General features: G+C 72.5%; 22 protein-coding genes. 7 read left to right on the top strand and 15 right to left on the bottom strand.

All coding sequences use genetic code 11. The features are described from left to right. Positions 1 to 72 precede the first annotated feature (72 nt). A complete protein-coding gene (locus E4198_RS24190) occupies positions 73 to 1308 on the bottom strand; it encodes a helix-turn-helix domain-containing protein (protein WP_136185023.1) in 1236 nt (411 codons plus the stop codon). Between the two features lie 137 nt (positions 1309 to 1445). Here E4198_RS24190 and ureA point away from each other — a divergent pair, with 137 nt between their 5' ends. Genes ureA through E4198_RS24170 form a run of 4 tightly spaced genes read left to right on the top strand, consistent with a single transcriptional unit; the run spans position 1446 to position 6763 of the window. Then, positions 1446 to 2024 (top strand): urease subunit gamma, encoded by a 579-nt coding sequence (ureA, locus tag E4198_RS24185; RefSeq protein ID WP_136185022.1) that lies wholly within the window; start codon positions 1446 to 1448, stop codon positions 2022 to 2024. Beyond that, complete coding sequence (locus E4198_RS24180) at positions 2021 to 3709, top strand: urease subunit alpha (RefSeq protein WP_136185021.1); 1689 nt, start codon at positions 2021 to 2023, stop codon at positions 3707 to 3709. Before ureA ends, E4198_RS24180 begins: the two co-directional genes overlap by 4 nt. 16 nt (positions 3710 to 3725) lie before the next feature. Next, complete coding sequence (locus tag E4198_RS24175) at positions 3726 to 5408, top strand: amidohydrolase (protein WP_136185020.1); 1683 nt, start codon at positions 3726 to 3728, stop codon at positions 5406 to 5408. Between the two features lie 17 nt (positions 5409 to 5425). Continuing rightward, the gene (locus E4198_RS24170; protein WP_136185019.1) at positions 5426 to 6763 is read left to right on the top strand and encodes an MFS transporter; all 1338 of its coding nucleotides are present in this window, start codon (positions 5426 to 5428) and stop codon (positions 6761 to 6763) included. A 116-nt stretch (positions 6764 to 6879) separates the two neighbouring features. Here the strand turns inward: E4198_RS24170 and rpsD are convergent, their stop codons facing one another. Beyond that, positions 6880 to 7494, bottom strand: a complete 615-nt coding sequence (gene rpsD / locus E4198_RS24165; RefSeq protein ID WP_136185018.1) for a 30S ribosomal protein S4 — start codon at positions 7492 to 7494, stop codon at positions 6880 to 6882. Positions 7495 to 7663: 169 nt separating this feature from the next. On the opposite strand from rpsD, the gene E4198_RS24160 reads away from it, so the two are divergent. Continuing rightward, a complete protein-coding gene (locus E4198_RS24160; protein WP_247597821.1) occupies positions 7664 to 8431 on the top strand; it encodes a DUF2470 domain-containing protein in 768 nt (255 codons plus the stop codon). A gap of 33 nt (positions 8432 to 8464) precedes the next feature. Here the strand turns inward: E4198_RS24160 and E4198_RS24155 are convergent, their stop codons facing one another. The 4 genes from E4198_RS24155 to E4198_RS24140 form a co-directional block, all read right to left on the bottom strand. Then, positions 8465 to 9871, bottom strand: coding sequence for a replication-associated recombination protein A (locus E4198_RS24155; protein WP_136185017.1), 1407 nt, complete (start codon positions 9869 to 9871; stop codon positions 8465 to 8467). A gap of 91 nt (positions 9872 to 9962) precedes the next feature. Continuing rightward, complete coding sequence (locus E4198_RS24150) at positions 9963 to 10610, bottom strand: vitamin K epoxide reductase family protein (RefSeq protein ID WP_136185016.1); 648 nt, start codon at positions 10608 to 10610, stop codon at positions 9963 to 9965. A 76-nt stretch (positions 10611 to 10686) separates the two neighbouring features. Continuing rightward, positions 10687 to 11946: a histidine--tRNA ligase gene (hisS, locus tag E4198_RS24145; protein ID WP_136185593.1), complete on the bottom strand. Its 1260-nt coding sequence runs from the start codon at positions 11944 to 11946 to the stop codon at positions 10687 to 10689. 14 nt (positions 11947 to 11960) lie between these two features. After that, a complete protein-coding gene (locus tag E4198_RS24140) occupies positions 11961 to 12677 on the bottom strand; it encodes an MBL fold metallo-hydrolase (protein WP_136185015.1) in 717 nt (238 codons plus the stop codon). A 146-nt stretch (positions 12678 to 12823) separates the two neighbouring features. On the opposite strand from E4198_RS24140, the gene E4198_RS24135 reads away from it, so the two are divergent. Both E4198_RS24135 and E4198_RS24130 read left to right on the top strand, forming a co-directional pair. Further along, positions 12824 to 13642, top strand: a complete 819-nt coding sequence (locus E4198_RS24135; RefSeq protein ID WP_136185014.1) for a peptidylprolyl isomerase — start codon at positions 12824 to 12826, stop codon at positions 13640 to 13642. A 197-nt stretch (positions 13643 to 13839) separates the two neighbouring features. Further along, positions 13840 to 15069 carry a DUF349 domain-containing protein gene (locus E4198_RS24130; protein ID WP_136185013.1) on the top strand — a complete coding sequence of 410 codons (1230 nt, stop codon included), beginning with the start codon at positions 13840 to 13842 and terminating at the stop codon, positions 15067 to 15069. Positions 15070 to 15136: 67 nt separating this feature from the next. Here the strand turns inward: E4198_RS24130 and E4198_RS24125 are convergent, their stop codons facing one another. The 9 genes from E4198_RS24125 to E4198_RS24085 all read right to left on the bottom strand — a co-directional run bounded on the left by E4198_RS24125 (position 15137) and on the right by E4198_RS24085 (position 25303). Then, the gene (locus E4198_RS24125; protein ID WP_136185012.1) at positions 15137 to 17668 is read right to left on the bottom strand and encodes a bifunctional (p)ppGpp synthetase/guanosine-3',5'-bis(diphosphate) 3'-pyrophosphohydrolase; all 2532 of its coding nucleotides are present in this window, start codon (positions 17666 to 17668) and stop codon (positions 15137 to 15139) included. A gap of 141 nt (positions 17669 to 17809) precedes the next feature. Then, entirely contained in the window at positions 17810 to 18361 is a 552-nt protein-coding gene (locus E4198_RS24120) for an adenine phosphoribosyltransferase (protein WP_136185011.1), read from the bottom strand. A 5-nt stretch (positions 18362 to 18366) separates the two neighbouring features. Further along, complete coding sequence (gene secF, locus E4198_RS24115; RefSeq protein WP_136185010.1) at positions 18367 to 19479, bottom strand: protein translocase subunit SecF; 1113 nt, start codon at positions 19477 to 19479, stop codon at positions 18367 to 18369. Further along, positions 19480 to 21273 (bottom strand): protein translocase subunit SecD, encoded by a 1794-nt coding sequence (gene secD, locus E4198_RS24110; protein ID WP_136185009.1) that lies wholly within the window; start codon positions 21271 to 21273, stop codon positions 19480 to 19482. Between the two features lie 135 nt (positions 21274 to 21408). Further along, on the bottom strand, positions 21409 to 21873 hold the full coding sequence (gene yajC, locus E4198_RS24105; protein WP_281728002.1) for a preprotein translocase subunit YajC: 465 nt from the start codon (positions 21871 to 21873) through the stop codon (positions 21409 to 21411). Between the two features lie 172 nt (positions 21874 to 22045). Continuing rightward, positions 22046 to 23128, bottom strand: coding sequence for a Holliday junction branch migration DNA helicase RuvB (gene ruvB, locus E4198_RS24100; protein WP_136185007.1), 1083 nt, complete (start codon positions 23126 to 23128; stop codon positions 22046 to 22048). A 72-nt stretch (positions 23129 to 23200) separates the two neighbouring features. Further along, positions 23201 to 23830 carry a Holliday junction branch migration protein RuvA gene (gene ruvA / locus E4198_RS24095; protein WP_136185006.1) on the bottom strand — a complete coding sequence of 210 codons (630 nt, stop codon included), beginning with the start codon at positions 23828 to 23830 and terminating at the stop codon, positions 23201 to 23203. Beyond that, complete coding sequence (ruvC, locus tag E4198_RS24090) at positions 23827 to 24393, bottom strand: crossover junction endodeoxyribonuclease RuvC (protein ID WP_136185005.1); 567 nt, start codon at positions 24391 to 24393, stop codon at positions 23827 to 23829. The genes ruvA and ruvC overlap by 4 nt, the downstream gene beginning before the upstream one ends. Before the next feature lie 157 nt (positions 24394 to 24550). Further along, complete coding sequence (locus E4198_RS24085; RefSeq protein ID WP_136185004.1) at positions 24551 to 25303, bottom strand: YebC/PmpR family DNA-binding transcriptional regulator; 753 nt, start codon at positions 25301 to 25303, stop codon at positions 24551 to 24553. Positions 25304 to 25305: the final 2 nt, after the last annotated feature.

Genomic DNA, 25305 nt, shown 5'->3' with positions numbered 1-25305 from the left:
ATCGCGCCGCGAAGGCACCACTGAACCCGATTACCGGCGCGGGCGGCGTCACGGAGGGGGGTCGCGGCGCGCTCAGCCCGCTGCGGGCGGGGCCGGACCGTCCTGTGCAGCCGCCCATCCGGCATGCAGCCGGGCGCAGCGGAGGGCGAACAGGACAGTGGCGGCCTCGACCGGCCGGGTCACCCGCAGGCCGGTCAGCTCGGTGAAGCGGCCCAGGCGGTTCAGCACGGTGTTGCGGTGGCAGTACAACCGGCGGGTGGTCTCGGCGACGGATCCGGAGTCGCAGTACGCGGTCACGGTCTCCAGCAACCGCTCGCGTTCGTGGACTGCCAGCGGCTCCAGGCCCGCCAGGACGCTCTCGGCCAGCAGCGCTCCCGTCTCCCCCAGGCGTGCCGCGGCCAGCGGCATCCATGCGTCGCTGAGCGGCACCGGGCCGGCGGCCTCGTCGTCGAGAGCGGCGGCCACCGCCGCCGCGACCCGGACCATGGCGGGCACGCGGGCGAGGCCGTGCGCCACCGGCGCCACGGCGCACGGCACGTCGGCGGGCCAGCCCGGCGGCAGGCCGCCGGCGCCCGCGGGGAGGCGGGCCAGGAGCAGCAGCGTGCCGTGGTGCTGGTGCAGATGGGCGACATCGGGGCCGAGGCGGGCAGCCGCCCGCCGGAGCTCCTGCGAGCGCTCCGGCAGCGCGGCGGCGACGCCGAAGGCGTCCTGGACGTCGGCTTGGAGCAGGGTCGCCGCCTGGGAGACCAACTGCTGGTCGCGGCCGTCGGAGGAGAGCAGGCGGCCTAGCAGCGCGGCCTTGGCCCGCTCCCGTTCGCGGGCCTGGACGGCGACCTCGTCCAGGTAGGCGGCGTGCGCCTCGACGGTGTGGAACTCGACCGCTTCCCAGACGCGCACCGCCGAGAGGGTCAGCTGCGGCAGGCCCTCGGGCGGGGTGCGTTCGGTGAACGCCTCCCACAGGATGCGGAAGTCCATCCGCACGGCCTGGAGCATGCGTTCCAGGGGGACGCCCTGGCGGGCGCGTCGATGTCCGAGCCGCTGCGGGGTCTCGCGCAGTTCGCGGGTGACCGGGAGGCCGCCGATCATCCGCAGCAGCATCTCGAAGCAAGCCCGGGCGGTGTCGCGCAGGTCCTGCGCGGGGACGGTGGCGCGGTAGTCGTCGAAGGCGGAGACCTCGGCGGCGTAGCGGTCGACGAGGGCGTCGACATCGTCCAGGCAGTCCCGCACCAGGGCGCGCAGCCCGGCGGACGGCGGCCCTGGGGCCGCGGTGTCCGCGACCCCGCCCTGGGGGGGCGGCATGTTGTGCATGTGCACAGTATGCACCCCGCAGTGCGGAGCGATTCGGGCCTTGTCGGCCCGCCGGGCGGCGGGCACGCTGCCAGGAACGCCCGGAGCACCGCCCGCCCGCCCGCCACGTCCGCACCCGGACCGTCGAGAGAAGGCCGATGCATCTCACCCCACGGGAACAGGAACGCCTCCTGCTCTTCTCCGCTGCCGAACTGGCCCGCAGACGGCTGGCACGCGGCGCGCGACTGGGGGCCGCCGAGGCCGTCGCGCTGGTCTGCGACGAGATCCAGGAGTGGGCCTGGGACGGCGTGGCGCTGGCCGACGTCGTCGAGCGCGCCGCAAGCGTGGTGCCCCGGGACCGCCTGCTGCCGGGCGTCCCGGAGGCGGTGCCCGCCGTGCAGGTGGAGGCGCTGTTCCCGCACGGCACCACGCTGGTGCACGTCGCGGAGCCCTTCGGGCCCGCTTCCGACACGGGGCCGGGCGGCGTGCTCACGGCCGGTGAGGACGCGGACCTGGCGCCGGGCCGTCCGCGCCGCCCGCTGACGGTCCTCAACACCGGCTCGCGGCCGGTCTGGGTCTCCTCCCACTTCCCGCTGGAGGAGGCCAACCGGGCGCTGGAGTTCGACCGGGAGGCGGCCCGCGGGCACCGGCTGGACGTTCCCGCGGGCACGTCCGTGGAGTTCGCCCCCGGGGCCGCCAGGACCGTCACCGTTGTCGCGCGAGGAGGAGAACGATGAACCGCATGCCGCGGAGCGCGTACGCGTCCCTGTACGGCCCCACGACCGGCGACCGGGTCCGGCTCGCCGACACGGGGCTGTGGGTGGAGGTCGAGGGCGACGACACCGAGCCCGGCGAGGAGATGCTGGGCGGCTGCGGGAAGACGGCCCGCGACGGGTTGCTGGTCGCCGGCCGCGCGCCGCGCGACAGCGCGCTGGACATGGTGGTCCTCGGCGTCGTGGTGCTGGACCCGCTGCTCGGCGTCCGCAAGACCAACATCGGCATCAAGGACGGGCGGGTGGTCGGCACCGGCCGTGCCGGGAACCCGCACACCGCCGACGGCGTGGAGCTGGTGGTCGACTCGCACACCGCGATGATCACCGGTGAGGGTCTGCTGGCGACACCCGGCATCGTCGACTCCCACGTGCACCTGTCCAGCCCCGAGGTGGTGCCTGCCGCGCTGGCCGCAGGGGTCACCACGATGGTCGGCATGGGCATCGGCGGCGTGTGGGACGTGGGCGCCAACCCGGCGTACAACCTGCACAGCCTGATCGAGGGCTGGCGGGACGCGCCGGTCAACGTGGCCTTCCTGGCGCGTGGGTCGTCCTCGTCGCAGGAGCTGCTGGAGCGGGCGGTGCTGGCCGGCGCCGGCGGGTTCAAGATCCACGAGGACTGGGGCGCCACCCCTCGGATCGTCGACACCTGCCTGGGTGTCGCCGAGGACGCGGACCTGCCGGTCGCGCTGCACACCGACACCCTCAACGAGTCCGGCTACCTGGCGGACACCCTGGACGCCACCCGCGGCCGGACCGTGCACGCCTACCACGTGGAGGGCGGCGGCGGTCACCCCGACCTGCTGGAGATCGTCTCCCGGCCGCATGTGCTGACCTCGTCCACGACACCGACGCTGCCCCTGACCCCGGCGACCGTCGCCGAGCTGCTGCCGATGACGATGACGGTGCACCGCGGCCACCACGGCGTGAGCAGCGACGTGTCGATCGCGGCGAGCAGGGTGCGCGAGCACGCCATCGCGGCCGAGAACGCCCTGCACGACCTGGGCGCCATCAGCATGGTCAACTCCGACTCGATGGGCATGGGCCGGATCGCGGAGACCGCGCGGCGCACCTGGCAGCTGGCACACGTGCAGGCCGAACTGGCGGGCGAGAGCGGCCCGGACGTGGTGAACAACCGGCGGGTGCTGCGCTACCTGTCGAAGATCACGCTCAACCCGGCCGTCGCGCACGGCATGGCCCGGGAGGTCGGCGCGCTGCGGCCGGGCGCGCTCGCCGACCTGGTGCTGTGGCGTCCGCAGTACTTCGGTGCCCAGCCGGAGCTGGTGCTGAAGTCCGGCTTCGTGGCGTGGGGGCAGAGCGGCTCGGGTTCCGGCTCGACGCGGCTGACCCAACCGAGGGTGATGAAGCCGTACTTCGGCGGCATGGGCGGTGCGCCGCGCAGGCTGTCCACCGTGTTCGTCTCCCGCGAATGCCTGGAGGACGGCCGGGCGGCCGGAGCGCTGCCGGGCGGAGTGCGCTACTCCGCACTCGCCGACAGCCGCGGCCTCACCCGCGCCGACATGGTCGCCAACACCGCCGTGCCGCAGGTGGCGGTGCCCACCACGCCGGACCCGGTGCTGGTCGACGGCCGTGCCGTGCCCGTCCACCGCGCCGCCGAGCTGCCGCTCACCCGGCTGCAGAACCTGGCCTGAGGGGGCGGACGCGACCATGCTCGACCTGAAGCTGACCGACGCCCGCATCCGCACCGTCGACGACGCCCGCCCACTCGCCCGCACCCTCGGCGTCCTCGGGGACGTGGTGGTGGGCCTCGACGAGGCGGTGGCGGATCTGCCGGCCCGGACGGTGCTCGACTGCGGCGGCGCGACGGTCGTACCCGGGTTCGGGGACGCGCACAACCACATGGCGTGGTTCGGGCAGTCCCTGGACCAGCTCGACCTGACGGCGGCCCGGACGACGGACGCCGTGTACGGGGCCGTCGCCCGGAAGGCCGCCGGACTGCCCTCCGACGGCTGGGTGGTCGGCTCCGGTTACGACGACACGGTCATGGGCGCGCACCCGCACCGCGAGGCGCTGGACCGGGCCGGCGGGGGCCGGCCGGTGTGGCTCACCCACCGTTCCGGGCACATGTGCACGGTCAGCAGCGACGTGCTGCGGCGCTGCGGCGTACTCGACGGCACGGCCGCCGAGCCGGCCGGGGGCGTGGTCGTGCGCCGGCCGGACGGCGATCCGACGGGACTCCTCCAGGAACGGGCGCAGTCCCTGGTGACCGCCCTGGTCATGCCGTACCCCGTGGAGGAGCTGGCCGGGGCGATCGGCCGGGCGAGCGCGGTCTACGCGGCCGAGGGCCTCACCCACGTCACCGAGGCCGGTATCGGCGCCGGGCTCATCGGGCGCAGCCCGGCCGAGGCGGCCGCCTACCAACTCGCCCGCGAGCGCGGCACGCTGCGCACGCGGGTGGAGCTGATGACGGCCGCCGACAACCTGCACCCGCTGGGCGCCCATGCCGACGACGGCATCACCGCCGGCATCGATCTGGGCCTGCGCACCGGTTTCGGCGACGCCTGGCTGCGTCTGGGCCCGATGAAGATCTGGCTCGACGGCTCCCTGGTGGGCCGTACGGCCGCGCTGACGGAGGCGGCCTGCGGCCACCCGCACGCCGGGGGCGTCTACCAGGACGAGCCGGAGGACATGCGGCGGCTGATCGTCGAGGCCCACCGTTCGGGCTGGCGGGTGGCGGCGCACGCCATCGGCGACGAGGCCGTCGACCTGGCTCTGGACGCCTTCGAGGAGGCGCAGCGCGACGCGCCGCGCCCCGGCGTCCGGCACCGTGTGGAGCATTCCGCGGTCGTACGGCCGGACCAGCTGAAACGTTACGCCTCCCTGGGTGTCGTCCCGGTGCCGCAGGCGCACTTCCTGCACGCCATCGGCGACACCATGGCCGACGCCCTGGGCCCGGCGCGGGTCGACTGGCTGTACCGGCACGGGACCTTCCTGCGGCACGGCCTGCGGGTGCCCGGCAGTTCGGACCGTCCCGTCGCCCCCGGCGCCCCACTGCTCGGCATGCAGTCCATGGTCGAGCGTCTGAGCCGGGACGGCCGCGTGCTGGGCGCCGACGACCGCGTCACCGCCGAGCAGGCGCTGCGCGCGTACACCCTGGACGCCGCGTGGGCCGGGCACGACGAGCAGCGCCGCGGCAGCCTCTCCCCCGGCAAACTCGCGGACTTCGTCCTGCTCGCCGACGACCCGGTACGCACCGCGAGCAGCCGCATCGGCGCCATCGACGTCCTCGCCACCTTCGTGGCGGGGCGGTGCGTCCACGGAGCGGACGCACTGGAGCAGCGCACCACCCCCGCCGGAACCGTCCCCGTGACCGGCGAACAGGCACCGTAGTAGGCAAGGAGCAACCGATGAAGCAGACGGACCCCAGCACGCTCCCCGGTGAGACACCGGCCGACGGCGAGGCGGTGGTCACCGGCAAGGAGGCCGGGAAGGTCGCCTTCGCCGCGTTCGTCGGCACCGCCCTGGAGTGGTACGACTACTTCCTCTTCGGCACCGCGGCGGCACTCGTCTTCAACCGCCTGTTCTTCACCTCGCTCGACCCGACGGCCGCGACCCTGGCGGCGTTCGCCACCTTCGGCGTCGGCTTCGCCGCCCGCCCGCTCGGTGCCGTGCTCTTCGGCTGGCTCGGCGACCGGATCGGCCGGCGGCCCGCACTGCTGATCACGGTGGTGGCCATCGGTGTGGCCACCGGACTGATCGGCTTCCTGCCCACGCACGCCTCGATCGGCCTGGCCGCACCCGCGCTGCTGGTGCTGCTGCGGCTGCTCCAGGGCGTCGCGGTCGGCGGCGAGTGGGGCGGCGCGGTCACCCTCGCGGTGGAACACGCACCCCCCGGCAAACGGGGCCGCTACGCCGCGCTGCCGCAGGTCGGTTCGCCCGTCGGCACGCTCCTCTCGTCCGGCGCGTTCGCCCTGGTGCTACTGCTCCCCGAGGAGTCCTTCGACGCCTGGGGCTGGCGGCTGCCGTTCCTCGCGGCCTTCCCGATGCTCCTCGTGGCCGTCTACATCCGGCGCCGGGTGGAGGAGTCACCGCTGTTCGACGAGCTGCTGCGGCACGACGACCGGGCCAAGGTCCCGGCACTGGAGGTCTTCCGCACGGCGTGGCTGCCGCTGCTGGTCGCGATGGCATCCGCCCTGCTCGGCATCGGCGGCTTCTACCTGCTGACCACCTTCATGATCTCCTACGGCGCGGACACGCTCGGCCTGGACCGCGGGCTGATGGTCAACGCGACACTCGTCGCGGCCGTCGTCGAGATCGTGGTCATCCTGGTGATGGGCCGGCTGGCGGAGCGACTGGGACCGGGCAGGGTCACCATGTGGGGCGGCCTGGCGAGTGCGCTCTTCGCCTTCCCGTTGTTCTGGCTGATCGAGACGGAGAACCCGGTGGTGGTCGTACTCGCGGTGACGGCCGGCATCGCGGTGGTGTCCGTGGCGTACGCGGTCACCGGCGCACTGCTCACCGAGCTCTTCCCGGCGCGGCTGCGCTACAGCGGTGTCGCACTGGCGTACAACCTGGCGGGGGCCTTGACCGGATTCCTGCCGGCCCTCGCCACCGCCCTGCTGGACGCGGGCGGCGGCGCGTCCTGGCCGGTGGCGCTGCTGATGGTCGGACTGTCGCTGATCACTCTGGTGGGCGGCGTACTCGGCGGGCGGATGCGCGTCACGGACCCGGTCACGACGGGCTGACGGCGGCGGCCGGACGGCGGCCGTGCGAGCGAGACGACGGACCCCGGCTTCCGCGCCCCGCGTGACGCGGGTGCGGAGCCGGGGTCCGTGACGTCCGGCGGGAACCGGCCCCGGGCTCAGCGGGCGTAGTACTCGACGACCATCTGCTCGTCGCACACCACGGGGACCTCCTTGCGCTGCGGGTCCCGGTCGAGGCGGAAGGCCAGCGCCTCGAGGTTGACCTCGAGGTAGCGCGGGGTCTCGCCGTCGGTGGCGTAGCCGCCCTCGCGGGCCACCAGGAACGGGTGCTTGGCGCGGCTGCGCTCGCGGACCTGCACCACGTCGTCCGGGTGGACCCGGTAGGAGGGCCGGTCGACCTTGCGGTCGTTGACCGCGATGTGACCGTGCACGACCATCTGGCGGGCCTGGTAGATGGTGCGGGCCAGACCGGAGCGCAGCACGAGCGCGTCCAGGCGGCGCTCCAGCTCGATGATCAGCGCCTCGCCGGTCTTGCCCTCCTTGACCTTGCGGGCACGGTCGTAGGCGCGGACCATCTGGCGCTCGCTGATGTCGTACTGGGCGCGCAGCCGCTGCTTCTCCAGCAGGCGGACCTTGTAGTCACTGTTCTGCTTGCGGCCGCGGCCGTGCTCGCCCGGCGGGTAGGGGCGCTGCTCGAAGTACTTGACGGCCTTCGGAGTCAGCGCGATGCCGAGTGCCCGCGACTTCTTGACCTTGGGACGCGACTGGTTCACGTTGAACGGACCTCCGTGTAAGTTAGGTGAGGCTTACCTTAGCGGAGGAGTACGCATGTTTCGACCTCGGAACCCCCACGACGGCACCGGTGACGGTACGGAAGCGGGGCAGCCGCGTCCCGTGGAAGACGCCCGGGGCCCTTCGGCCGCCGAGCGCGTACGCACTCTCGTGGAGTCCAGCGTATCCGCCCGTCTGCTCGTTCCCGGCATCGAGTCCGAGACGGGCGGACTCGGGCTCCCGGACGACGTGCCCGTCGCCCGTGCCGTGGACACCGACGGCGACGTGCTGCTGCTGGTCGGCGCCGCACACCCGGCCGCCCGCGCCGCCGCGCGGGCCCGGGACGACGAGCTGTGCGCCGTGATGGAGATCACCGACGTCGCACCCGTCGCGGTGCCCCACCGGGTCCGCGGCCGGGCCTGGGTGGCCGGCTGGCTGACGCCGGTGGCGGCGGCGGACAGGCCCGCCGCCGCACGGCTGCTGGCCGAACACGCCATGGGCGGGCCGGTGCCGGACGACGGACGGCTGCTGCTCCGGCTGGAGGTCGGCGAGGCACACGTGGACGACCTGTGGGGCGAGGACGCCGTCGAGCCCGACGCGTTCGCCGCCGCGACGGCCGACCCCCTCGCCCGGCACGAGGCGGAGCTGCTCCAGCACCTGGCCGCCGCCCACGGCGACCAGGTACGCGGCCTGTGCACACTGCTCGACGCCTTCCCCGCGCCGCACGAGGCGCCGGGGGACGCCTCGTGCGCGGCGGTCGCGCTCGGCCGGGTGACACCGCTGGCCCTGGACCGCTTCGGCATCCGGGTGCGGTTCGGCGACGGGGACGGGATCGCCTGCTACGACGCGCGCTTCGACTTCGCCGAGCCCGTGCGGGACATGGGCGGGCTCCGCAGGGCCATGCACGGACTGTTCGAGGCCGCGACCACCGCACGGTGACGGGGGCCGCCGGGGAGAGCGTGCACGGGGGCGTCAGCCCTTCCTCTCCTCCGCCTCCGCCGGTGGTGCCGCCTCCTCGGCGGCGGGGAGAGACCGGCCCGCGAGCCGCGCGCGCACCCGCTCGGCCACGTCCGCGTACCGAGCCTCGGCGCCGTAGCGGGTGGGGGCGTAGTACCGCTTGCCGTGCACGGCGTCCGGGGCGTACTGCTGGGCCGCGACGCCGCCCGGCAGGTCGTGCGGGTACTGGTAGCCCTGGCCGTGGCCGAGCTTCTGGGAGCCCTTGTAGTGGCTGTCCCGCAGGTGTGGTGGTACCGGACCGGCCAGCCCCGCCCGTACGTCCGCCAGCGCCGCGTCGATCGCCAGGTAGGCGGCGTTGGACTTCGGCGCCAGGGCGAGCGTCACCGTGGCCTGCGCGAGGGTGATCCGCGCCTCCGGGAAGCCGATCATGGCGACGGCCTGGGCAGCGGCGACGGCCGTCTGGAGCGCCGTCGGGTCCGCCATCCCGACGTCCTCGCTGGCGGAGATCATCAGCCGGCGGGCGATGAAGCGCGGGTCCTCCCCCGCCTCGATCATGCGGGCCAGGTAGTGCAGCGCGGCGTCGACGTCGGAGCCGCGGATCGACTTGATGAGCGCACTCGCCACGTCGTAGTGCTGGTCGCCGTCCCGGTCGTACTTCACGGCGGCACGGTCGACGGCCTCCTCCAGGGACGCCAGGGAGATCTCCCGCTCCCCCTTGGCGAGCGCCGCTCCGGCACCGGCCTCCAGCGCGGTGAGCGCGCGACGGGCGTCGCCGCCGGCGACGCGGAGGAGATGGTTCTCCGCCTCCTCGGGCAGCGTGACCGCGTCGTCCAGGCCGCGCGGGTCCGCGACCGCGCGGCGGACCAGGCCGCGCACATCGTCGTCGGTGAGCGGCTCCAGGGTGAGCAGCAGGGAGCGGGACAGCAGCGGGGAGATCACTGAGAAGTACGGGTTCTCGGTCGTGGCCGCGATCAGCGTGACCCAGCGGTTCTCCACCGCGGGCAGCAGCGAGTCCTGCTGGGCCTTGCTGAACCGGTGGATCTCGTCCAGGAAGAGGACGGTGTCCTTGCCGTAGGCCCCCGACGAGCGGCGGGCGCCGTCGATGACGGCCCGCACCTCCTTCACGCCCGCGGTGATGGCGGACAGCTCCACGAAGCGCGCGTCGGTGGCCCGGCTGACGACGTGGGCGAGAGTGGTCTTGCCGGTGCCGGGCGGGCCCCAGAGCATGACGGACGACTGGCCCGCCGGGCCTCCCGCTCCCTCGCCGACCAGGCGGCGCAACGGGGACCCGGGACGCAGCAGGTGCCGCTGGCCGACGACCTCCTCCAGGGTGCGCGGACGCATGCGTGCGGCCAGCGGGCTGGCGGACGGCTCGCGCTCCTGGCGGTCCTCGGCGGCGGCGGTGAACAGATCGGGCTCCACGTCGCCACACCCTAGGTCACCCCTCTGACAACGCCGTCCGGTGACCGCGTACGGACGCGGTCACCGGACGGCGGAGAGGTGTGCGCAGCGGTCAGCCGGTCCAGAAGCTCCACCACTGGGTGAGGATCAGCATGCCAATCACGCCCGTGTGCATCACGGGCAGGACCCAGGGGAACTCCTCGACGAAGTTCCGCACGCCGGCCGGTGCGGGCAGGAGACCGCGGGTGAGGGTGTGGCTGGTGACGTACCAGAACAGGAAGATCGTGGCGACCCAGGCCAGGCAGCACCACAGGCACAGGGCGCCGATGGTGTACAGCGAGTGGTACTGGAGCCAGGTGACGAAGCCGACGCCGAAGAGGCAGCCGGCGTTGAAGGTGAGCCAGTACCAGCGGGGGAAGGTGGTCCCGGTGAGCAGCGTGACGCCGATGGCGATGACCACGGGGTACGCCACCAGGCCGATCAGCGGGTTGGAGAAGCCGAACGCGGAGGCCTGCGCGCTCTCCATGATGTTGCCGCAGGAGAGGATCGGGTTGAGGCTGCAGCCCGGGGTGTAGGTCTCCCCTAGCGCCTTCGCCTCAAGGATCTTGGTCTTGTCGATGGTGATGACGACGGCCGCGAGCAGCCCCATCAGGCCGGTGACGATCAGCAGCCAGGAGAAGCCGCGCCGGGCTCCCACGGCACCCTCCGGTGGCTCGTCCGTGGAGGTGCGAGCGTGGTCGGGGGATGCCGTGGTCGTCATCACGTGTCGCGTCCTACTCGTCGGCCGGGGTCGGTGGTGTCGGGCTGTCACTCATTCTGCCCCAACGGCGCAAGGGTCAGCCGAGCTTCGCCCGAACCGCGGCCACCACTCGTTCGAGTGGTACCGGGCTCTGCTCGCCGCTCTCCAGGTCCTTGAGCTGGACGACGCCTTCGGCCAGGTCCCGGTCGCCCAGGACCAGGGCGAACCGCGCCCCGGAGCGGTTGGCGGACTTCATGGCGTTCTTCATGCCCTTGCCGCCGTAGGCGAAATCCGCGGCGACGCCCTCCCGGCGCAGCTCGATGACCGCCGCGAAGAGGGCGCGACGGGCGTCCTCGCCGAGCGGGACGGCGAAGACCTGCGCCCCCGCCGGCGTCTCCGGCGCCACGTCCTCGGCCCGCAGCGCGAGCACGGTGCGGTCCACGCCCAGCGCCCAACCCACCGACGGCAGCTCCGGCCCGCCGATCATCTCCGACAGGCCGTCGTACCGGCCGCCGCCGCCGACGGCGGACTGGGAGCCCAGCCCGTCGTGCACGAACTCGAAGGTGGTGCGGGTGTAGTAGTCCAAGCCGCGCACCAGCCGGGGGTCGTCCTCGAAGGCGACGCCGGCCGCGGTGAGCAGTTCGCGCACCTGCTCGTGGTAGGCCTTGCAGCCCTCGCACAGGTGGTCGCGCATCATCGGTGCGCCGGTGAGCTGCTGCTGGACGCTCTCCCGCTTGTCGTCGAGCACCCGCAGGGGGTTGATCTCGATGCGCCGACGGGTGTCCTCGTCAAGGTCGAGGGCGCGGAGGAAGTCCTGGAGGGCGGCGCGGTAGGCGGGGCGGCACTCCTTGTCGCCGAGCGAGTTCAGCAGCAGCCGGACCTGCCTGAGGCCCAGGGCGCGGAACGCGTCGGCGGCGAGGATGATCAGCTCGGCGTCGAGTGCCGGGTCCTCGGCGCCAAGGACTTCCGCGCCCACCTGGGAGAAGTGCCGGTAACGGCCGGCCTGCGGGCGCTCGTAGCGGTAGTAGGAGCCGGAGTACCAGAGCTTGGCGGGCAGGGCGCCGCGGTGCAGGCCGGCCTGGAGCGCGGCGCGCAGCACGGAGGCGGTGCCCTCCGGGCGCAGCGCCAGCTCGTCGCCGCCGCGGGTGGTGAGGGTGTACATCTCCTTGGTCACGATGTCGGTGGACTCGCCGACGCCGCGGGAGAAGAGGCCCGTCTGCTCGAAGCCGGGCGTCTCCACGTAGCCGTAGCCGGCGCGGCGCAGCGGGGCGGAAAACGCCTCGCGCACGGCCAGGAACTGCGCGGACTCCGGGGGAATCAGGTCGTAGGTGCCCTTGGGGGCGGAGAAGGTGCTCATCGCGTGCGTCTTCGTCACATTCCTCGTCGTGGCGGGGCGCTCGGGCCGCCGCCGCGACCGCCCGCGGCCACCTCCCGCAGGAAGGGGTTGGTGTCGCGTTCGCGGCCGATGGTGGTCTGGGGGCCGTGGCCGGACAGCACCACGGTCGAGTCCTCCAGGGGCAGGCACACGCGTGCCAGCGAGTCGAGGATCTCGGCGTGGTCGCCGCCGGGCAGGTCGGTGCGTCCGATGGAGCCGGCGAACAGCAGGTCGCCCGAGAAGAGGACCGGCGGGATGTCGGCCTGCTCGGGCATCCGGAAGGTCACCGACCCCCTGGTATGGCCCGGTGCGTGCGCGACGGCGAGTTCGAGGCCGGCCAGCTCCAGTGCCGCGCCGTCGGACAGCTCCCGCAGGTCGTCCGGCTCGCCGATGGTCAACTCGTCCATCAGCGGCCTGCCGATGACCCGGCCCATGGCCTTCTCCGGGTCGCTCATCATGAAGCGGTCCTCGGGGTGGATCCACGCCGGCACGTCGTGCGCCCCGCAGACCGGGACGACCGAGGCGACGTGGTCGATGTGCCCGTGGGTGAGCATCACCGCGACGGGCTTCAGCCGATGCTTGGCCACGGCCTCCCGTACGCCCTCGGCGGCCTGGTGGCCGGGGTCGATGATCACGCACTCCTCGCCGGCGGCGGGGGCGACCAGATAACAATTGGTCCCCCAGGCCCCGGCAGGGAACCCGGCTACGAGCACATTCGTCCTTCGGTCGTCCGGCAGATGGATAACGGCTGCCCGGAAGCCTACCGGCGCCGGTACGGGCGCCGCGAATGCGTATACGGTACGGGCCAGGTTCCCGGCCGTACGCATGTACGCACGCACGTTCTGAAGGAGACGTCCCCGTGGTCACCAGTGAGCAGCGGCGGAAGCAGCTCGCACGCGAGAAGTACCTCCGCCAGCAGGAGCGCCGCGCGGAGACGCGACGCAAGGCCCGCATCCGCAACGCGGCCATCGCGGCCGGCGTGGCGGTCGTGCTCGTGCTGTGCACCGCGTACGCCCTGTCCGGCGGGCTGGAGGGCAAGGAGGACACCGCCTCCGACCCGCAGCCGAGTGCGACACCGTCCGCGGAGAAGGACGCTCCCGACCCCTGCGCCAAGCCCGCGAAGGGCAAACCGAACGGCGAGCAGTGGAAGAAGGAACCCGAGCTGACCGTGGACGAGTCCGCGACGTACACCATGGCGCTGGACACCGCCTGCGGGAAGATCGGCATCGAGATGGACGCCGGCAAGGCGCCCCACACGGTGAATTCGTTCGCCTTCCTGGCCGAGAACGACTTCTTCGACCACACCGAGTGCCACCGCCTGACCACCGAGGGCATCTTCGTGCTGCAGTGCGGCGACCCGCAAGGCTCCGGCATGGGCGGCCCCGGCTACACCATCCCGGACGAGAACCTGGACGACGAGCGGGTGAAGGACGGCGTGTACCCGGCCGGCACGGTCGCGATGGCCAACACCGGGCAGAAGGACTCCGGCGGCAGCCAGTTCTTCCTCGTCTACCGGGACAGCAAGCTGCCGCCGAGCTACACCCCCTTCGGCACCGTCACCGACTCCGGCATGAAGGTGCTGAAGAAGATCGCGAAGGCCGGCGTGAAGGGCCAGGCCGAGGACGGCCGCCCGGTCGCCACCGCGACGATCGACGACGCGACGGTGCGGAAGTCCTGACCCCCCACTCCTCCGCCGGCGGGTGCGCCGGCACCGCGGGCCCGGCTGATCAGCGCGATCGGCCGGGCCCGCGAACAATTCGGACCGCGCTGGATGCGGACAGCACACCCGGCGTTCGCTTATGTTGGGCGTGACGAAATATGTGGACGACGCCCCTGGGATCGGACCCGGTGCGGGCGTCATGTGGAGGAGGCGCTGTGAGCAGCGATCCGTGGGGCCGCGTCGACGAGGCGGGGACCGTGTACGTGCGTACGCCGGACGGCGAGAAGGTCGTCGGCTCGTGGCAGGCGGGCTCGCCCGAGGAGGCCCTGGCCTACTTCGAGCGCAAGTACGACGGCCTGGTCGTCGAGATCAGCCTCCTCGAACGCAGGGTGAAGACGACCGACCTGTCCGCCAAGGACGCGTCGACGGCCATCGAGCACCTGCGGGAGCAGGTCGACGCGCATCACGCGGTCGGCGACCTGGCCGCACTGCGCGAGCGACTGGACCAGCTCACCGAGGCGGTGGACAAGCGGCGCGAGGAGCGCAGGGCCAGGAAGGCGCAGCAGTCCGAGGAGGCCCGCCGGGCCAAGGAAGAGGTCGTCGCCGAGGCGGAGCAGCTGGCGGACAGCGATCAGTGGCGGGTGGCCGGCGAACGGCTGCGTGCCCTGGTGGAGACCTGGAAGGGCCTGCCCCGGCTCGACCGGAAGTCGGACGACGAACTCTGGCACCGCTTCTCGCACGCACGTTCCGCCTTCTCCAAGCGGCGCAAGGCGCACTTCGCCCAGCTCGACGCGCAGCGCGAGGAGGCACGGCAGCGCAAGGAGAAGCTGGTCTCCGAGGCGGAGTCGCTGTCCGGTTCCCGTGAGTGGGGGCCGACGGCTGCCAAGTACCGCGACCTGATGCAGGAGTGGAAGGCCGCGGGCCGGGCGCAGCGGGAGCACGAGGAGGACCTGTGGAGCCGCTTCCGCGGCGCGCAGGACGTGTTCTTCCAAGCACGCTCCGAGGTGTTCGCCGAGCGGGACGCCGAGCAGCGGGAGAACCTGACCCGCAAGGAGGAACTCGCGGCAGAGGCGGAGAAGCTGCTGCCGGTGTCGGACCTGAAGTCGGCCCGTTCGGCGTTCCGCGCGCTGAACGAGCGGTGGGACGCCGTGGGGCACGTGCCGCGGGACTCCAAGGCGCGGATCGAGGGCCGGATGCACGCGGTGGAGCGGGCCATCCAGGACGCCGAGGACTCCGAGTGGCGCCGGAGCAACCCGGAGGCCCGGGCGCGGGCGGCCGGACTGACCGGTCAGCTGCAGGACGCGGTGGACAAGCTGCGGGAGCAGGCCGAGAAGGCCCGGGCGTCGGGCAACGACGCGCGGGCGGCGAAGCTCGAGCAGGAACTCGCCGGGCGGCAGGCGCTGCTGGACCAGGCACAGAAGGGACTGGAGGAGTTCGGGGGCTGACGCCTGACAGACACGGAGGGGCACGGTCCGGGCGGGCCGTGCCCCTCTTTCGTGTGCGGCGGGCCGGCTACTGCCGACGTGCGGAGGTCACGCGGTAGACGTCGTAGACGCCCTCCACGCCCCGCACGGCCTTCAGCACGTGTCCTAGGTGCTTGGGGTCGCCCATCTCGAAGGTGAAGCGGGAGATGGCCACCCGGTCGCGGGAGGTCTGGACGGCCGCCGAGAGGATGTTGACGTGCTGGTCGGACAGCACGCGTGTGACGTCGGACAGCAGCCGGGACCGGTCCAGCGCCTCGACCTGGATGGCGACCAGGAACACCGAGGACTGGGTGGGCGCCCATTCCACGTCCAGGATGCGCTCGGGCTCCCGGGACAGGGCGTCGACGTTCTGGCAGTCGGCGCGGTGCACGGAGACGCCGCTGCCGCGGGTGACGAACCCGATGATCGGGTCGCCGGGCACCGGGGTGCAGCAGCGGGCGAGCTTGACCCACACGTCGTCGACGCCCTTGACCACCACGCCCGGGTCGGCGGAGCGGCGCTTGCTGCGCTTGCGCAGCGGCGGCGTGGTCTCCGCGATGTCCTCGTTGGCGGCCTCCTCGCCGCCGACCGCGTGCACCAGCTTCTTCACGACGTTGGCCGCGTCGGCGTGGCCCTCGCCGATCGCCGCGTAGAGGGCCGAGATGTCGGGGTAGCGCATCTCGTGCGCGATGGTGACGAGGGAGTCGCCCGTGAGGATGCGCTGGATCGGCAGGTTCTGCTTGCGCATCGCGCGGGCGATGGCGTCCTTGCCCTGCTCGATGGCCTCGTCGCGGCGCTCCCGGGTGAACCAGGCGCGGATCTTGTTGCGCGCGCGGGGGGACTTGACGAAACCGAGCCAGTCCCGGGAGGGGCCGGCGTTAACCGCCTTGGAGGTGAACACCTCCACCAGGTCTCCGTTGTCGAGCGTCGACTCCAGCGGCACCAGGCGGCCGTTGACCCGGGCCCCTATGGTGCGGTGACCCACCTCGGTGTGCACGGCGTAGGCGAAGTCGACGGGGGTGGCGCCGGCGGGCAGCGCTATCACGTCGCCCTTGGGAGTGAAGACGAAGACCTCGTGGCGCGACAGGTCGAAGCGCAGGGACTCCAGGAACTCGCCGGGGTCCTCGGTCTCCTTCTGCCAGTCCAGCAGCTGCCGCAGCCAGGCCATGTCGTTGACGGCGTCCTTGTCGCCGCCCTTGCCGGCCTTCTTCGGGACGTCGGTGCGCACCTTGGAGGTGCCGGCGACGGCTTCCTGCTTGTACTTCCAGTGCGCGGCGATGCCGTACTCGGCGCGGCGGTGCATGTCGAAGGTGCGGATCTGCAGCTCGACCGGCTTGCCGCCGGGCCCGATGACCGTCGTGTGCAGCGACTGGTACATGTTGAACTTGGGCATCGCGATGTAGTCCTTGAACCGTCCGGGCACCGGGTTCCACCGGGCGTGGACGGTGCCGAGCGCCGCGTAGCAGTCGCGGACGGTGTCGACGAGGACGCGGATGCCCACCAGGTCGTAGATCTCGGCGAAGTCGCGGCCCCGCACGATCATCTTCTGGTAGACGCTGTAGTAGTGCTTGGGACGTCCGGTGACGGTGGCCTTGATGCGGGCGCCGCGCAGGTCGGTCTGGACCTCGTCGGTGACGATGGCGAGGTACTCGTCCCGTTTGGGGGCGCGCTCGGCGACGAGGCGGACGATCTCGTCGTACATCTTGGGGTAGAGGATCGCGAAGGCGAGGTCCTCCAGCTCCCACTTGATGGTGTTCATGCCCAGCCGGTGGGCGAGCGGGGCATAGATCTCGAGGGTCTCGCGGGCCTTCTGCTCCTGCTTCTCCCGGCGCAGGTAGCGCATGGTGCGCATGTTGTGCAGCCGGTCGGCGAGCTTGATGACCAGCACCCGCGGGTCGCGGGCCATGGCGACGACCATCTTGCGGACGGTCTCGGCCTGTGCGGCCTCCCCGAACTTGACCTTGTCAAGCTTGGTGACGCCGTCGACCAGCAGCGCAACCGAGTCCCCGAAGTCCCGGCGCAGCGTGTCCAGGCCGTACTCGGTGTCCTCGACGGTGTCGTGGAGAAGGCCGGCCATCAGCGTCGCGGGGTCCATGCCCAGCTCCGCGAGGATGGTCGTGACGGCGAGCGGGTGGGTAATGTACGGGTCGCCGCTCTTGCGCTTCTGGCCGCGGTGCCAGCGTTCGGCGACCTGGTAGGCCTGCTGGATCTGCCGGAGCGTGGCCGACTCGATCTTGGGGTCGTTGCCGCGGACGATGCGCAGCAGCGGCTCCAGGACCGGGTTGAAGGGGCTGGAGCGCTGGACACCGAGGCGGGCCAGGCGGGCGCGGACCCGGTTGGAGGAGCCGGAGCGGCCGGAGACGCCGGAGACCGGCCGGGGCGGGGCGTTCCGGCCGCGCGAACCGTCACCCCCGCGCCCGGACGCGGCCGTGCCCGCCGGGGCCTCCTCGCGGCCGGTCGGCGGGGCGGTCCGGTCGGCGCCGCCGCCCTCCGCCGACACCTCCGCGGGGGACGCGGCGGCGTCGGCAGCCTGCGCGTCCCGGCCCTGGGAGGCGGTGAGCGGCTGGGCCTCGTCTGGCACGTGCACTCCTCGTTGGACACCAGGTCGGAATGCCATGGTAGCGATCCGGCCGCGGCCCGCCGCGAGGACGGCCCGGCCGGACGACCGCGGGCCGGCCCGGAGCTGCCTCCGTGACCGGCCCGCGCGCGTGTACGGTCCGCCCTACACGGTGACCAGGGCCTCCAGGGGGGCGCCGTCGAGGGAGGGCTCCAGCCGGGAGCGGCCCTCGAGGAAGCCGAGCTCGAGGAGCACCGCGACGCCCGCGACCTGTGCCCCGGCCCGCCGGATCAGCTCCAGCGAGGCCTCGGCCGTGCCACCGGTGGCGAGGACGTCGTCGATCACCAGCACGCGGTCGCCTGCGCCGAGGTCCTCCGCATGCACCTCGATCTCGGCGGTGCCGTACTCCAGCTCGTAGGCCTGGCCCAGAGTGGCGCCGGGCAGCTTGCCGGCCTTCCGGACCGGGATGAAGCCCACCCCGGCCCGTACGGCCGCGGGAGCGGCGAGGATGAAGCCGCGTGCCTCCAGGCCGACGACCTTCGTCGCGCCGTGCTTCTCGCACAGCGCGGCCAGGGCGTCGGTGAGCGCGGAGAACGCCTCGGGGTCCGCGAGCAGCGGTGTGATGTCCTTGAACATCACACCGGGCTTGGGGTAGTCCGCGACGTCTCGGATGCGGCTGAGGAACAGGTCGCGATCGCCACGCGTCAGGGCGCTCATGCGGCTCACCTTCCCCGGCCCGTGGCGGAACCGGCTCCGTGGCCTCCGGCCACGCGGCGCTCCGCGAGGCCCGTACGGCCGGAACCTCCCGCTCCGGCCGCTCCGCCGCCGGCTGCGGTGTCCTCACGCTCGTCGGCGCCGCCGCGGGCGTCGGCGCGTGCGCGGCGGGCGAGGATCCGGCGGTCGTGGTCCTTGATCTCCGGCTGGCGCAGCTTCAGCTCGGTGGCGACCGGTGTGGCGAGCACGATGGAGGAGAGCGTTCCGGCGGCGAGGCCGATGAACAGGGGGAGCGAGATGTCCGTGAGCGTACCGCCGCCCAGCAGACCGCTGCCGATGAAGAGCAGGCCGGCGACGGGCAGCAGGGCGACGATCGAGGTGTTGACCGAGCGCACCACGGTGGCGTTGATGCCCAGGTTCGCCAGCTCCCCGTACGTGTAGCGGTCCTGCTTGGTGAGGTTCTTGGTCTTCTCCTTGACCTTGTCGTAGACCACGACCGTGTCGTAGAGCGAATAGCCGAGAATCGTCAGCATGCCGACCACCGTGCCCGGCGTCACCTCGAAGCCGACGAAGGCGTAGACGCCGATGGTGATGATGAGGTCGTTGAGCAGAGCGACGAGGGCGCCGACCGCCATCCGCCACTCGAAAGCGAAGGCCAGATAGAGCGTGACCAGCGCCAGGAAGATCAGGATGCCCTTGACCGCCTGGTCGGTCACCTGTTCGCCCCAGCTGGGCCCGACCAGGTCGGCGTTGATCTGCTGCGTCGGGACGCCGAGTTCCTCGGCGAGCGCCGCCCGCGTCTCTCCGGACTCCTCGGTGTCCAGCCCGGTCACCTGGATGCGCAGGGCCCCGCTGCCCAGCTTCTGGACGTCGGCGCTGCGGCCCGAGGTGTCCTCGGCGACCTCTCGCGCGTCCGCCTCCGAGAGCGAGGTGGGGGGTGTGGTGAGGACCGCTCCGCCCTGGAAGTCGATGCCCATCGTCAGCCCGCGGACGCCGAGGCCCATGAGGGCGGTGACGACGAGGAGCAGCGTGATCCCGTACCAGAGCTTGCGCCGGCCGACGAAGTCGTAGGAGGTCTCTCCCCGGTACAGCTTGGCGCCGAGGTTACCCAGCCTGGACATTCAGGCCTCCTTCGGTTCGGCGGAAGTGGTGAAACGACGGCCGCGGCCGCGCAGCGGCGGCCGTGCGCCGAGCCGCTTGGGGTCGAGCCCGGACCAGGGACGTCCCTGAGCGAAGTACTTCCGCCCCGACAGGATGACCATGAGCGGCTTGGTCAGCAGGAAGACGACGGCCACGTCGATCGCCGTGGTGAGCCCGAGCACGAAGGCGAAGCCCTGCACGGAGCCCACCGAGACCGCGAAGAGCACGACGGCCGCGAGCACCGAGACCACGTCCGAGACGACGATGGTCCGCCGCGCGTGCGGCCAGGCCCGCGTGATGGCGGAGCGGACGCCGCGCCCGTCCCTGACCTCGTCCCGCACTCTCTCGAAATAGACGATGAACGAGTCGGCGGTGATGCCGATGGCGACGATGGCGCCGCAGACCGCGGGCAGGCTCAGCGCGAAGCCGACGGCCGGGCCCAGCAGGGTCATGATCGTGTACGTGAGAATGGCGGCGACCACCAGGCTCCCGATGGCGACCAGGCCCAGCAGGCGGTAGTAGAACATCAGGTAGGCCACCACCAGTGCCAGTCCGATCGCGCCGGCGATGAGCCCCGCCTGGAGCTGGTCGGAGCCGAGCGAGGGCGAGATGGTGGTGACGTTGCTCTCCTCGAAGGTCAGCGGGAGAGCGCCGTAGGACAGGATGTTCGCCAGGTCCTCGGCGGACTGCTGGGTGAAGCTGCCCGAGATCTGGGCGTCGCCCGCGAGCCTCTCCCGCACGCTGGGGGCGGAGACGACCTCGCCGTCCAGCACGATGGCGAACTGGTTCTGCGGCTGGGGGTTCTTGGAGAGCTTGCCGGTGATGTCGGCGAAGGAGTCCTGACCTTTGCCGTTGAACGACATGTTGACGATCCAGCCCTGGCCCTGCTGGCTGTCGAACACGGCGCCGGCGTCGTCCACGTTCTTGCCCTTCACGGCCACCGGGCCGAGGGCGTACTTGAACAGGGGCTGGTCCTTCTCCTTGGCCCCGCAGTTCACACTCGCCTCGCCGGGCTTGGCCTGGGCCGCGGCTCGGTTGGCCTTGGCGCGCTTCTCGGCCGTGGAGCAGTCCAGCTTCTGCAGCTTCTCGGCCACGTCGGCCGGGACCCCGCCCGGCGGGGCCGGTGCGTTCGGTGAGGGCTCGGGGTCGGCGGCGCCGGAGGCGCTGGGGCTGGGAGATCCGGAGGGGTCGTCGGCCGTGAGGCCGTCGGTCACCGCGCGGCCCTGGGGCTCACCGGACGGGCTCGCCTCTGCCCCCTGGGAGGGATCGTCCGCGGGCTCGTCCCCGGGCTTGCCCTCCTCACCGGACTGCTCCGGGTCGCCGGCCGAGGGAGACGGGCTGGGCTGACCGGCGTCCGGCTTCGTGCCGGGCGCCACGGCGAGCACTGGGCGGAAGTTCAGCCGGGCGGTGGTGCCGACCTGCTCCCGGGCCTGCTCCTCGTCGGTGCCCTCCGGGATGTTGACGACGATGTTCTTGCCGCCCTGGGTCTGCACTTCGGCTTCCGAGACGCCGAGGCCGTTCACACGCCGCTCGATGATGCCCACGGCGGTGTTCATGCTCGTCGGGGTGATCGCGTTCTCCGCGCCCTGCTGTTCCCGCGCGGTGAGCGTGATGCTGGTCCCTCCGGCCAGGTCGATGCCCAGGCGCGGAGTCGTGGTCCCGGAGAGGAACATCCCCCCGGTGAGGCCCACGACGGCGATCAGCAGAATGACCAGGGACCGCCCCGGCTTTCCCTGCGCGCCCGGGGACCTGCGGCCCTTCTTCGGTGCTGCCACCTTGTCGTCTCTCCTGTCCGGCCGCCCGCACCGGCCCGGCCCGTGCCGGGACCGCAGCGCGAGGCGCGAAGTGGTCTGGTCGAGCCCGCGCGCCGGGGCCCGGCCGCGACGGCCCGGCCCCGGCGACGGCGGGTGTTACTTGGAGTCGGTGTCGCCGTCGCGCCTGGCGTCGGTCCCGGCGTCCTCGTCCGCCTTCGACCCGGAGTCCTTGCCGAGGTCGAGCTTGCCGTCCTCGGCCTGCTCGTGGGCGTCCGCCAGCTCGGACGCGTCGTCGGGGACGACCGGGGCGCTGCCGCTCTTGAGATCGCCGGAGGTGCCGCCGTGCACGATGCGCTCGTACTCCTCGGGCTCCAGTACGGCGCCGACGGCGTTCTTGGCGAAGAGGGAGTGCTGACCGGGGGCGACCTCGAGGAGGACCGTGTCCTCGCGGACCTCCTTGACGGTGGCGTACAAACCGCCGATGGTGCGCACGCCGGTGCCCGGCTCCATCTGGTCGCGCATCGCGGCGGCCTGCTGCTGCTTCCTCTTCGCCGAGCGCGTCATCAGGAACATGACCCCGATGAGCACGATGAAGGGGAGGAGGGTGACGAGTCCATTCACGGCGGGTAATCCTTCTTGCGACCGCCTGGGCGCGGCCTGCTGTGCGGGGGTGGGTATGCCGTCCCGGAGGTACGGCATCGGCGGAGTCTAAGCGAGCTGTCGCCGATGGAACAACGTCAAGCATGGCACTCGGGTTCCGGGTCCGGCGACCATGCAGGTCATCACCATCCGATCACGCTTCGAAGAGCCCGGTCTGCCCGGTTGCTCCCGGAGCGTTCTGAGGCGCGGGGAGGCCCAGGTGGGCCCAGGCGGCGGGCGTCGCTACGCGGCCCCGCGGCGTGCGGGCGAGCAGCCCCTCGCGCACCAGGAACGGCTCGGCGACCTCCTCCACGGTCTCGCGCTCCTCGCCGACGGCGACGGCGAGGGTGGACAGGCCGACCGGGCCGCCGCCGAAGAGCTTCAGCAGGGCGGAGAGCACAGCGCGGTCCAGACGGTCCAGGCCCCGCTGGTCCACCTCGTAGACCTCCAGGGCGCGGGCAGCGATCTCGCGGGTGATCCGCCCGTCGGCCCGGACCTGGGCGTAGTCGCGGACCCGCCGCAGGAGGCGGTTGGCGATACGGGGGGTGCCGCGCGAACGGCCGGCGATCTCCACGGAGCCGTCGCCGTCGGTGGTGACGTCCAGCAGCCGGGCGGACCGGTGGACGACCTGCTCGAGCTCCCCGGGGTCGTAGAACTCCATGTGCGCGGTGAAGCCGAAGCGGTCGCGCAGCGGCGGGGGCAGCAGCCCGGCCCGGGTGGTGGCGCCGACCAGGGTGAACGGCGGCAGTTCGAGCGGGATGGCGGTGGCGCCGGGGCCCTTTCCGACAATCACGTCGACCCGGAAGTCCTCCATGGCCATGTACAGCATCTCCTCGGCGGGCCGGGACATCCGGTGGATCTCATCGAGGAAGAGCACCTCCCCCTCCTGGAGGGAGGACAGGATCGAGGCGAGATCGCCGGCATGCTGGATGGCGGGCCCGGAGGTGATGCGGATCGGGGCGCCCATCTCCGCTGCGATGATCATGGAGAGGGTGGTCTTGCCGAGTCCGGGGGCGCCGGAGAGCAGCACGTGGTCGGCCGCCGCGCCGCGAGCCCGGGCGGCGCGGAGCATCAGGTCCAGCTGTTCGCGCACTTTGGGCTGGCCGACGAACTCGGCCAAATCCTTGGGGCGCAGGGCGGCCTCCACCGCGGAGTCCTCGCCGTCCGCGTCGGCTCCCACCAGGCGGCCGGCGGGGTCGGTGTCGGTGCCGGCGGCTTCGGCGTCGTCCCAGTTCATCGCGTGTGCCTCGGAGTCGTTCGGGCGTTCGGGCGTTCGGGGTGACCGGCGGACAGATGCGGCGGCGGCACGTCAGCGTGCGCGGTTCAGCGTCTGCAGCGCGGCGCGGAGGAGCTGCGGCACGGCGGGGGTACCGCCGTCCGCGGCGGCTGCCTCCGCCTGCGGCCGTACGGTCTCGACGGCGTCCTCGGCCTCGCGGGGCGCGTACCCGAGACCGACGAGGGCCTCATGCAGCTGATCGCTCCACGGAAGCGGTCCGGCCGCGGCACGGCCGCCGGACGGGCGGGATGCGGTGCCGAGAGGTTCGCCGAGCCGGTCCTTGAGTTCCAGCAGCAGCTTCTGAGCGCCCTTCCGGCCGATGCCGGGCACGGCGGTCAGCGCCTTCTCGTCCCCCGTGGCGACGGCGGTGCGCAGCGCGTCGGGCCGGTGGACGGCGAGCATCGCCTGCGCGAGCCGGGGACCGACGCCGCTGGCGGTCTGCAGCAGTTCGAAGACCTGCCGTTCGTCGTCGTCGGCGAAGCCGTAGAGGGTGAGGGAATCTTCCCGGACGACGAGGGAGGTCGCGAGCCGTGCGGCTTCCCCCGTGCGCAGCCCGGAGAGGGTGTCCGGGGTGCACTGGACAGCCATGCCGACACCGCCCACCTCGATGACGGCGGAGTCGGGCGCCAGGGCGGCCACGGGTCCGGAGACGAAGGCGATCATGCGGTGCGGCCTTTCGACGGTCCGCGCCCTGCCTGGCGGCGGGGCGCGCGGGAGACGGCGGCGGCTCGGGCCTGCTGGAGACGGTCGAGTGCGGGGGCCCGCCATATGTGGCAGATGGCGAGTGCCAGGGCGTCCGCCGCGTCGGCGGGCTTCGGTGGCGCGTCCAGCCGCAGGAGGCGGGTCACCATCGCGCCGACCTGGTCCTTCCCCGCGCGGCCGGAGCCGGTGACGGCGGCCTTGACCTCACTGGGGGTGTGCAGGGCGACGGGCAGGCCGCGCCGGGCGGCGCAGAGCATGGCGACCGCGCTGGCCTGGGCGGTGCCCATCACCGTGCTCACGTTGTGCTGGCTGAAGACCCGTTCGACGGCGACGACATCGGGCCGGTGCGCGTCCAGCCACTTCTCCACGCCGCGCTCGACGAGGACCAGGCGCTCGGCGACGGGCGCGTTCGCGAGGGTGCGGACGACGCCGACCGCGGCCATCCGCAGCGGGCGCCCGGCGCTTCCCTCCACCACGCCGAGACCACAGCGGGTCAGTCCCGGGTCCACCCCCAGCACGCGCACCTGCGTCTCCCCTTCCCCGTTCGACCGGCCGTGACGGCAGGCTATCGGCCGGGACCGACAACGCCGACGGGCCGCGCGGAGAGGGGACGCACACGGCGTGCCCGAGTGCCGCCACGCGGCCCCGTCGGGGCGTCGGGCTCGTGCCGGGCGCCGGGGGTCAGGTGTCGACCTTGGCCATCGTGTCGTCGTCGACATCGAAGTTGGCGAAGACGTTCTGCACGTCGTCGCTGTCCTCCAGGGCGTCGATCAGCTTGAAGATCTTGCGGGCGCCCTCCTCGTCCAGCTCGACCTGCACGCTGGGGAGGAAGTTCTGGTCGGCCGACTCATAGTCGATGCCGGCGTCCACCAGGGCGGTGCGCACCGCGACGAGGTCGGTGGCCTCGCTGATGACCTCGAAGTTCTCACCGAGGTCGTTGACCTCCTCGGCGCCCGCGTCGAGAACGGCCGCGAGCACGTCGTCCTCGGACAGCTCGGCCTTGGGGACGATCACGACGCCCTTGCGGTTGAAGAGGTAGGAGACCGAGCCGGGATCGGCCATCGAACCGCCGTTGCGGGTCATCGCGACACGCACGTCGGAGGCAGCGCGGTTGCGGTTGTCGGTCAGGCACTCGATGAGCACGGCCACGCCGTTGGGGCCGTAGCCCTCGTACATGATCGTCTCGTAGTCGGCGCCGCCCGCCTCGAGGCCGGCGCCGCGCTTGACCGCGCTGTCGATGTTCTTGTTGGGGACGGAGCTCTTCTTCGCCTTCTGGATCGCGTCGTACAGCGTGGGGTTGCCGTCGATGTCGGCGCCGCCCATCCGCGCGGCGACCTCGATGTTCTTGATCAGCTTGGCGAAGAGCTTGCCGCGCTTGGCATCGATCACGGCCTTCTTGTGCTTGGTGGTTGCCCACTTAGAGTGGCCGGACACAG

Origin of the sequence: Streptomyces sp. RKND-216, from assembly GCF_004795255.1 — a bacterium.
In the GTDB taxonomy this organism is placed as follows: domain Bacteria; phylum Actinomycetota; class Actinomycetes; order Streptomycetales; family Streptomycetaceae; genus Streptomyces; species Streptomyces hazeniae.
Note: the sequence above shows the minus strand (reverse complement) of the source record. Positions and strands in the feature narration are given on the sequence as shown.

What these genes read in the sequence shown, in the direction of transcription:
- E4198_RS24150 (WP_136185016.1), bottom strand. Translation starts at nt 10,610, where the DNA reads ATGACGACCACGGCATCCCCCGACCACGCTCGCACCTCCACGGACGAG.
- ruvB (WP_136185007.1), bottom strand. Translation starts at nt 23,128, where the DNA reads ATGAACTGGGACGACGCCGAAGCCGCCGGCACCGACACCGACCCCGCC.
- secF (WP_136185010.1), bottom strand. Translation starts at nt 19,479, where the DNA reads ATGTCCAGGCTGGGTAACCTCGGCGCCAAGCTGTACCGGGGAGAGACC.
- E4198_RS24120 (WP_136185011.1), bottom strand. Translation starts at nt 18,361, where the DNA reads ATGAGCGCCCTGACGCGTGGCGATCGCGACCTGTTCCTCAGCCGCATC.
- E4198_RS24170 (WP_136185019.1), top strand. Translation starts at nt 5,426, where the DNA reads ATGAAGCAGACGGACCCCAGCACGCTCCCCGGTGAGACACCGGCCGAC.
- ureA (WP_136185022.1), top strand. Translation starts at nt 1,446, where the DNA reads ATGCATCTCACCCCACGGGAACAGGAACGCCTCCTGCTCTTCTCCGCT.
- ruvA (WP_136185006.1), bottom strand. Translation starts at nt 23,830, where the DNA reads ATGATCGCCTTCGTCTCCGGACCCGTGGCCGCCCTGGCGCCCGACTCC.
- E4198_RS24180 (WP_136185021.1), top strand. Translation starts at nt 2,021, where the DNA reads ATGAACCGCATGCCGCGGAGCGCGTACGCGTCCCTGTACGGCCCCACG.
- E4198_RS24190 (WP_136185023.1), bottom strand. Translation starts at nt 1,308, where the DNA reads ATGCACAACATGCCGCCCCCCCAGGGCGGGGTCGCGGACACCGCGGCC.
- hisS (WP_136185593.1), bottom strand. Translation starts at nt 11,946, where the DNA reads ATGAGCACCTTCTCCGCCCCCAAGGGCACCTACGACCTGATTCCCCCG.
- E4198_RS24175 (WP_136185020.1), top strand. Translation starts at nt 3,726, where the DNA reads ATGCTCGACCTGAAGCTGACCGACGCCCGCATCCGCACCGTCGACGAC.